Origin of the sequence: Mycobacterium sp. 852002-51057_SCH5723018 (genome assembly GCF_001667035.1) — a bacterium.
Lineage (GTDB): Bacteria > Actinomycetota > Actinomycetes > Mycobacteriales > Mycobacteriaceae > Mycobacterium.
Genome location: NZ_LZIR01000061.1, coordinates 1 through 8,985, shown reverse-complemented (window position 1 = coordinate 8,985; position 8,985 = coordinate 1). Strand labels below are relative to the sequence as shown.

At 68.8% G+C, this 8,985-nt stretch carries 4 protein-coding genes; 2 read left to right on the top strand and 2 right to left on the bottom strand.

Annotation, left to right across the window (positions count from 1 at the left end):
* Positions 1-703 (bottom strand): LLM class F420-dependent oxidoreductase (locus A5764_RS12475; RefSeq protein WP_067113790.1); only part of this gene is annotated, 703 nt, incomplete at its 3' end.
* A 37-nt stretch (positions 704-740) separates the two neighbouring features.
* Positions 741-2,888, bottom strand: a complete 2,148-nt coding sequence (malQ, locus tag A5764_RS12470) for a 4-alpha-glucanotransferase (RefSeq protein ID WP_067113788.1) — start codon at positions 2,886-2,888, stop codon at positions 741-743.
* 372 nt (positions 2,889-3,260) lie between these two features.
* Here malQ and eccB point away from each other — a divergent pair, with 372 nt between their 5' ends.
* Positions 3,261-4,781, top strand: coding sequence for a type VII secretion protein EccB (gene eccB, locus A5764_RS12465; protein ID WP_067113786.1), 1,521 nt, complete (start codon positions 3,261-3,263; stop codon positions 4,779-4,781).
* Complete coding sequence (gene eccCa, locus A5764_RS12460; protein WP_067113784.1) at positions 4,778-8,944, top strand: type VII secretion protein EccCa; 4,167 nt, start codon at positions 4,778-4,780, stop codon at positions 8,942-8,944. Before eccB ends, eccCa begins: the two co-directional genes overlap by 4 nt.
* Positions 8,945-8,985 lie beyond the last annotated feature (41 nt).

The window sequence follows — 8,985 nt, the reverse complement described above, 5'->3', positions numbered from 1 at the left end:
CACCCCCCCCCGCCGCGGCGGCGTGGTCGCGCTGGTGGTTCACCCCCGCCGGTCGTGGGGGTCCGGCCACGCCCAACGGCTGAAAGCCGTCAGCCAACCGCCCGGCGCGCCGGGCCGCCGCCCGGCTGTGTCCGCCGATGTGAACGGGAAGCGCTTCGCGCGCAACGGGTTTGGGATAGCACATGACGTTGTCGAAGTCGAAGAACTCGCCGTGGTACGACACGCCTTGCGGCCGCTCGGCCCACAGGGCCCGCAGCACGGCCAACTGTTCGTCGGCGCGCCTGCCCCGGCTGGCGAACTCCGCTCCGCAGGCCTCGACCTCTTCCTTGAGCCAGCCCACGCCCACGCACAGCCTCAGCCTTCCGCCGGAGAGCGCGTCGACCGTCGACGCCCGTTTGGCGAGCACCACCGGGTGGTGGTTCGGCAGCACCAGCACGCCCGTGGCCAGCCCGAGGGTGCTGGTGTGGGCGGCCAGAAAGGCCAGCAGGTCAAGCGGGTCGGGAATGGGGCAGTCGGGAGCCAACCCGACTCGCCCGGAGCTGTCATAGGGATACACGCTGTCGTAGCTGGTGGCCAGGACGGTGTGCTCAACCACGACGATCGATTCGAACCCGCACCGCTCCAGGTGGCCCGCGAAGCTGACCATCCACTCGGGATCCGCGGTGACGCCGTCGGCGACCGGGCCCAGAACCCCGACTTTCAGGGAAGCCGTCATGAATCCCGAAGCTAACAGGCGGCGCTCATGCCGGGGGCGCTATGGCCTCGCGGACGGCCTCGGCGAGGGTGGCCGCCCGGCGATCGGTGAACACGTCCTCGAGCAGCACTGCCCGGCCCTCGGGGCCGGTCAACGGGACCCGCCAGTTTGGGTACTCGTCGGTGGTGCCCGGCTGGTTCTGGGTGCGGCGGTCACCCACGGCGTCGGTCAGTGCCACCCCCAGGAGCCGCGACGGCGTGCGGCCCAGGTAGCGGTACAGGGCGAGAATGACGAGTTCCGGGTCGTCGTCACCGTCGCCGAGCAGGCCGACCCGGCGAAGCTCGGCCATCCACGCCGCCAACTCGGCGCGGTCGGATTCCAGCTCCTCCTCGGCGGGCCGGGTCAACAGGCCCAGGGACTCGCGCAGCCGCACGTGGTCGCCGGCCAGGTAGCCGGCCGTCGGTGGTAGATCGTGGGTGGTGACCGACGACAGGCAGTACTCCCGCCACCGCTCGGCGGGCAAGGGGCCGCCGTTTCCGTCGCGGTCCAGCTCGAACCACAGGATCGAGGTGCCCAGCACGCCGCGCAATAAGAGGTAGTCGCGCACCCAGGGCTCGACGGTGCCGAGATCCTCGCCGACGACGAGCGCCCCGGCGCGATGGGCTTCCAGGGCGACGATGCCGATCATCGCTTCGTGGTCGTAGCGCACGTAGGTGCCCTTGGTGGGTGGGACGCCCTGCGGGATCCACCACAGCCGGAACAGCCCGATGATGTGGTCGATGCGGACGCCGCCGGCATGCCGCAGCACGGCGCGGATCAGCGCCCGAAAGGGCCGGTACTCCAGCTCGTCCAGCCGGTCCGGCCGCCACGGCGGCTGTGACCAGTCCTGGCCGAGCTGGTTGAACTCGTCGGGCGGCGCGCCGGCCGTCACGCCCAGCGCCATTGCGTCCTGCAGCGCCCAGGCGTCGGCGCCGTTGGGGTGCACGCCGACGGCCAGGTCGTGCATGATGCCCAGCGCCATGCCGGCCCGGATCGCCTGCGACTGCGCCGAGGCGAGCTGTTCGTCGAGTTGCCATTGCAGCCAGCGGTGGAAATCGATTGCGTCGGAATTCCGTTCGGCGAAACCGGTGACGCCGGACGCGTCGGGGTGCTGCAGCGACTGTGGCCAGCGATGCCAATCGCCGCCGTATTCGTCGGCCAGCGCGCACCAGGTGGCGAAGTCGTCGAGCGCACGGCCCTCGCGGTCGCGGAACGCGGCGTAGGCCAGCTCGCGGCCCGCCGATCGCGGTACCTCGTGCAGCAACTTGAGGGCCGCCCGCTTGGCCGCCCAGGCGCTGTCGCGGTCGATGGCGTCGAGGTGGGCGGCTCGCTCTTGGACCCCGGACCGCAGCCGCCGCACCCTGCCCCGCTTGGTCAGCTCGGCGAATTCTGGGATCGCCTCGACGCGCAGATAGATCGGGTTGACGAAGCGCCGCGATGTCGGCAGGTACGGCGACGGCTCCATTGGGGCCTCCGGGCCCGTAGGCGCTGCCGCGTGCAGGGGATTGACGAGCAGGTAGTCCGCGCCGTGGCGGCACGCCGACCACACCGCGAGGTCGGTCAGGTCGGTGAGATCGCCGACGCCCCAGGACTGTGCGGACCGCACGCTGTAGAGCTGAGCGGCCAGACCCCACGCCCGGCGGGCGCCGAGCTGCTCCGGCAGCCCGAGCCAGTCAGGCGTCACGATCAGCGCGGTGCTCGTCTCGGTGTCGCCGGAGCGCAGATGCACGCGGTGGTACCCCAGCGGCAGGTCGTTGGGCAGCAGGAAGCTGGCCTCACCGATCCAGCGCCCGTCCAGCTCGAACGGGGGCGTGAAGTTGTCGACCTGCTGCACCCCGCCGCGCACCGTGCCGTCCTCGAGCTGCAACCAAACTTCGGCGGGATCGCCGTGGGTGACATGCGCCCAGAACCGAATCGGTTCGCCGGTGCGCCCGACGATGGTCGGCGGCATCCGACGTTCCCAATACGACCGCAGCCGCGCGGTCAACGCGACGTTGCGCTCCTGCTCGGTGCCGGCCGCGACGCCGACCGCGGCCAGCACGGCAACCAGCGTGGCCTCTCCGACGAGCACTCGCCGGCCGGTCCAGTCCTCGTAGTGGGTGGCGATGCCGAACCGCCGGGCGAGTTCGACCAGCGAGGGCGCCAGCTCAGTCATGCCGCCTATCTTGCTTGAGAGCTCCGCCAATCGGCCCCGGCGGGCTGGACGGTTAGCAGGACGAGCCGGCCAACCGCAGCTACGATGCGTTGAAGACGTGAAAAATCCAGCCGGGGGATCAGTGGGGGACAGTAGAAACGCCAGCTCAGCGGCGGGTGCGGCCGCGGGCACCGGGCGCCGGGCGGGCGGACCTGAAAAAGACCGGATTGGTCTACATAGAGGAATGTGAACAAAAGTTAACGCGCAGGGCAACGCGTAGCGGGGTCCGCGCGGGTCCCTTACGGTTGTCACGGTTGTCGAAGCAATTCGCGCCATGGATATCTCTTCAGGGACAATATCCAGGCGTTCTAACAGACCGGATGGTGAATTAGCGTGGCCGAAGAGAGTCGCGGGCAGCGGGGGTCGGGATACGGCCTTGGGTTGTCGACCAAGACCCAGGTTACGGGTTATCAGTTCCTTGCCCGCCGTACCGCGATGGCGCTGACCCGGTGGCGGGTCCGCATGGAGATCGAGCCGGGACGGCGTCAGACGCTGGCCGTCGTGGCGTCGGTGTCGGCGGCGCTGGTGATCTGCCTGGGTGCGCTGCTGTGGTCGTTCCTCAGCCCGTCGGGACAGATCAACGAGTCGCCGATCATCGCCGACCGGGACTCCGGCGCGCTGTACGTCCGCGTGGGTGACAAGTTGTACCCGGCGCTGAACCTGGCGTCGGCGCGGCTGATCACGGGACGGCCGGACAACCCGCACCTGGTCCGCTCCAGCCAGATCGCGAACCTGCCCCGCGGCCCCCTGGTGGGCATCCCGGGTGCACCGACCAATTTCGCGCCCAAGAACCCGCCCGCGTCGTCGTGGCTGGTGTGCGACACCGTGGGTTCGACCGGGGTCGGCGCGCCGTCCGGGGTGACCGTGACGGTGATCGACGGAACCCCGGACCTCAGCGGCCACCGGCGGGTGTTGAACGGGTCGGACGCCGTGGTGCTCAGCTACGGCAGCGACGCGTGGGTGATCCGCGAAGGACGCCGGTCGCGCATCGACGCGATGAACCGCTCGGTGTTGTTGCCGCTGGGCTTGACGCCGGAGCAGGTCAGCATGGCCAAGCCCATGAGCCGTGCCCTGTTCGACGCGCTGCCCGTGGGACCCGAACTGACAGTGCCGGAGGTGCCGAACGCGGGATCCCCGGCGACGTTCGCGGGGGCGCCCGGTCCCGTCGGGACGGTGATCGTCACGCCGCAAATCAGTGGGCCGCAACAGTATTCGCTGGTGTTGGCTGACGGGGTGCAGACGCTGCCGCCGCTGGTGGCCCAGATCCTGCAGAACGCCGGCGGCCCGGGCACCAGCATCAAGCCGGTGACCGTGGAGCCGGCCTCGCTGGCGAAGATGCCGGTGGTCAACAAGCTGGACCTGTCGTCGTACCCGGACAACCCGCTGAACGTGATGGACATCCGGGAAAACCCGGCGACCTGCTGGTGGTGGCAGAAGACCTCCGGTGAGAACCGGGCCCGCATCCAGGTCGTTTCCGGCTCGACCCTTCCGGTCGCGCAGAAGGAGCAGAGCAGGGTGGTGTCGCTAGTGAAGGCCGACACCACCGGCCGCGAGGCCGACCAGGTCTACTTCGGGCCCGACTACGCCAACTTCGTGGCCGTCACCGGCAACGATCCGGGTGCCAAGACCACCGAATCGCTGTGGTGGCTGACGGACGCGGGCGCCCGCTTCGGGGTGGACGACACCCGCGAGGCCCGAGAGGCGTTGGGCCTGAAGGGCGCACCGAGCCTGGCGCCGTGGGTGGCGCTGCGGCTGCTGCCACAGGGTCCGACCCTGTCCCGAGCGGACGCCCTAGTGGAGCACGACACCCTACCGATGGACATGTCCCCTGCAGAGTTGGTGGTACCGAAGTGAAACGTGGATTTGCGCGGCCGACGCCGGAGAAGCCCCCGGTCATCAAGCCGGAGAACATTGTCCTCCCGACACCGCTGAGCATCCCGCCGCCGGAGGGCAAGCCCTGGTGGCTGGTGGTGGTCGGCGTCCTTGTCGTCGGCCTGCTGATCGGCATGGTCTCGATGACCTTCGCCAGCGGCTCGCACGTGTTCGGCGGCGCGGGCGCGATCTTCCCGATTTTCATGATCGGCGGCGTGGCGATGATGATGTTCGGCGGCCGGTTCGGCGGCCAGCAGCAGATGAGCCGGCCCAAGCTGGACGCGATGCGCGCCCAGTTCATGCTGATGCTGGACATGCTGCGTGAGACCGCCCACGAGTCGGCCGACAGCATGGATTCCAACTACCGCTGGTTCCACCCGGCGCCGAGCACCCTGCCCGCCGCCGTCGGGTCGTCGCGGATGTGGGAACGCAAGCCCGACGGCAAGGACCTCAACTTCGGTGTGGTGCGGGTCGGCGTGGGCATGACGCGTCCCGAGGTGACCTGGGGTGAGCCCCAGAACATGCCGACCGACATCGAGCTGGAGCCGGTGACCGGTAAGGCGCTTCAGGAGTTCGGGCGCTATCAAAGCGTCGTCTACAACCTGCCGAAGATGATCTCCCTGCTGGTCGAGCCCTGGTACTCGCTGATCGGGGAGCGCGAGCAGGTGCTGGGCCTGATGCGGGCCATCATCTGCCAGCTGACCTTCTCGCACGGGCCCGACCACGTCCAGATGATCGTGGTCAGCTCGGAGTTGGAGCAATGGGATTGGGTGAAGTGGCTTCCCCACTTCGGTGACCCGCGGCGCCAGGACGCGGCGGGCAACGCGCGCATGGTCTACAGCTCGGTGCGCGAGTTCGCCGCGGAGCAAGCCGAATTGTTCGCCGGCCGTGGGTCTTTCACGCCCCGGCACGCCAGCTCGTCGGCGCAGACCCCGACGCCGCACACCGTGATCGTCGCCGACGTCACCGATCCCCAGTGGGAGTACGTGATCAGCGCCGAAGGCATCGACGGCGTGACCTTCTTCGACCTGACCGGCGCCGCGATGTGGTCATCCGTGCCGGAGCGCACCCTGCGGTTCGACGAGCGGGGCGTGATCGAGGCGCTGCCCCGCGACCGCGACACCTGGATGGTGATCGACGAGAAGCCGTGGTTCTTCGCCCTTACCGACCACCTGAGCATCTCGGATGCGGAAGAGTTCGGCCAGAAGCTGGCGCGCTGGCGCCTCGCCGAGGCCTACGAAGAGATCGGTCAGCGGGTCGCCCACATCGGCGCCCGGGACATCCTGTCCTACTACGGGATTGACGATCCGGCCGACATCGACTTCGACTCGCTGTGGGGCAGCCGCTCCGACACGATGGGCCGCTCGCGCCTGCGGGCGCCCTTCGGTAACCGCTCCGACAACGGCGAGCTGCTGTTCTTGGACATGAAATCGCTGGACGAGGGCGGGGATGGCCCGCACGGCGTCATGTCCGGAACGACCGGTTCGGGTAAGTCGACGCTGGTGCGAACCGTGATCGAATCGCTGATGCTCGGCCATCCGCCTGAGGAACTGCAATTCGTGTTGGCCGACCTCAAGGGTGGGTCGGCGGTCAAGCCGTTCGCGGGTGTGCCGCACGTGTCGCGCATCATCACCGACCTGGAAGAGGACCAGGCGCTGATGGAGCGCTTCCTCGACGCGCTGTGGGGCGAGATCGCCCGCCGCAAGGCGGTCTGCGACAGCGCCGGTGTCGACGACGCCAAGGAGTACAACTCCGTGCGCACCAGGATGCGGGCCCGCGGCCAGGACATGCCGCCGCTGCCGATGCTCGTGGTGGTCATCGACGAGTTCTACGAGTGGTTCCGCATCATGCCGACGGCGGTCGACGTGCTGGACTCGATCGGGCGTCAGGGTCGCGCCTACTGGATCCACCTGATGATGGCATCGCAGACCATCGAGAGCCGGGCCGAGAAGCTCATGGAGAACATGGGTTACCGGTTGGTGCTGAAAGCTCGCACCGCCGGGGCGGCGCAGGCGGCCGGCGTGCCGAATGCGGTGAACCTGCCGGCCCAGGCTGGTCTGGGTTACTTCCGCAGGAGCCTGGAAGACATCGTCCGGTTCCAGGCCGAGTTCCTGTGGCGGGACTACATCGCCCGCGGGATCACCCTCGACGGCGAGGAATCTCCGGCATTGGTGCACAGCATCGATTACGTTCGCCCGCAGCTATTTACGAACAACTTCACCCCGCTGGAGGTCAGCGTCGGGGGACCGGATGTGCAGTCGCCGGCGGCCCTCTCGAACGGCAATGGCGAGGTGCAGCCCATCGAGGTCGAAGAGGAAGAAGGAGACGGGATCAGGACCCCGAAGGTCGGCACGGTGATCATCGATCAGCTGCGCAGGATCGACTTCGAGCCGTACCGGCTATGGCAGCCGCCGCTGAGCCACCCCGTCGCGATCGACGAGCTGGTCAACAGGTTCCTCGGCCACCCGTGGCAACAGGATTATGGTTCGGCGCGGGATCTGGTGTTCCCCATCGGCATCATCGACCGCCCGTTCAAGCACGACCAGCCGCCGTGGACGGTCGACACCTCGGGCGGCGGCGGGAACGTGCTCATCCTGGGTGCCGGTGGCTCGGGCAAGACGACCGCGCTGCAGACGTTGATCTGCGCGGCCGCGTTGACCCACACGCCGGAGCAGGTGCAGTTCTACTGCCTGGCCTATAGCGGCACCGCGCTGACCACGGTCGCCCGCCTGCCGCACGTCGGTGAGGTGGTCGGTCCGACCGATCCGTACGGCGTGCGCCGTACGGTGGCCGAAGTGCTGGCGCTGGTGCGCGAGCGCAAGCGGACCTTCCTGGAATACCAAATTCCTTCGATGGAGGTGTTCCGGCGCCGCAAGTTCGGCGGCGCGCCCGGCCCGGTGCCCGACGTGTTCGGTGACGTCTATCTGGTGATCGACAACTACCGCGCCTTGGCCGAGGAAAACGAGGTGCTGATCGAACAGGTGAACCTGATCATCAACCAGGGTCCCTCGTTCGGCGTGCACGTCGTCGTTACCGCGGACCGCGAATCGGAGCTGCGGCCGCCGGTGCGTAGCGGTTTCGGTTCCCGGGTCGAGTTGCGCCTGGCCGCGGTGGAAGACGCCAAGCTGGTGCGGTCCCGGTTCGCCAAGGAGGTTCCGGTCAAGCCCGGACGGGGCATGGTTGCGGTCAACTACGTCCGACTCGACGCCGACCCGCAGGCCGGCCTGCACACGTTGGTGGCCCGGCCCGCGCTGGCCAACACACCCGACAACGTCTTTCACTCCGACAGCATCGTGGAAGCGGTCAGCCGCCTCACGAGCGGCCAGGCCCCGCCGGTGCGCCGTCTGCCGGCCCGGTTCGGCGTGGAGCAGGTGCGCGAGCTGGCCGCCCGCGACACCCGCCAGGGCGTGGGTGCGGGCGGAATCGCCTGGGCGATCTCGGAATTGGACCTGGCGCCGGTCTACCTCAACTTCGCCGAGAACGCGCACCTGATGGTGACGGGCCGGCGCGAGTGTGGGCGGACCACGACGCTGGCCACCATCATGTCCGAGATCGGCCGGTTGTACGCGCCGGGGTCATCGAGCGCACCGAAGCCGCCGGCGGGGCAGCCTTCAGCCCAGGTGTGGCTGGTCGACCCACGCCGTCAGCTGCTGACTGTGCTGGGCTCCGAGTATGTCGAGAACTTCGCCTACAACCTCGACGGTGTGTCGGCGATGATGAACGACATGTCGGCGCTGCTGGCCAGCCGGGAGCCACCGCCCGGTTTGTCGGCGCAAGAGCTCCTGTCGCACTCCTGGTGGAGCGGCCCGGAGATCTTCCTGATCGTCGACGACATCCAGCAGCTGCCCCCAGGCTTCGATTCGCCGCTGCACAAGGCCGCCGCGTGGGTGACCAGGGCGTCCGATGTGGGCCTGCATGTGTTCGTCACCCGCACGTTCGGCGGCTGGTCGTCGGCGGGCAGCGACCCGATGTTGCGGGCACTGCACCAGGCGAACGCTCCGCTGCTAGTGATGGACGCCGATCCGGACGAGGGCTTCATCCGCGGCAAGATGAAGGGTGGCCCGTTGCCCCGTGGTCGAGGCCTGCTGATGGCCGAGGACACCGGCGTGTTCGTCCAGGTGGCGGCCACCGAGTTCCGCAAGTAGGACCGCTGCCGCTGCCGCTGCGCTGGGGCTAGCCCCAGCGC

Coding starts and splice junctions, on each gene's coding strand:
- malQ (WP_067113788.1), bottom strand. CDS start 2,888: ATGACTGAGCTGGCGCCCTCGCTGGTCGAACTCGCCCGGCGGTTCGGC.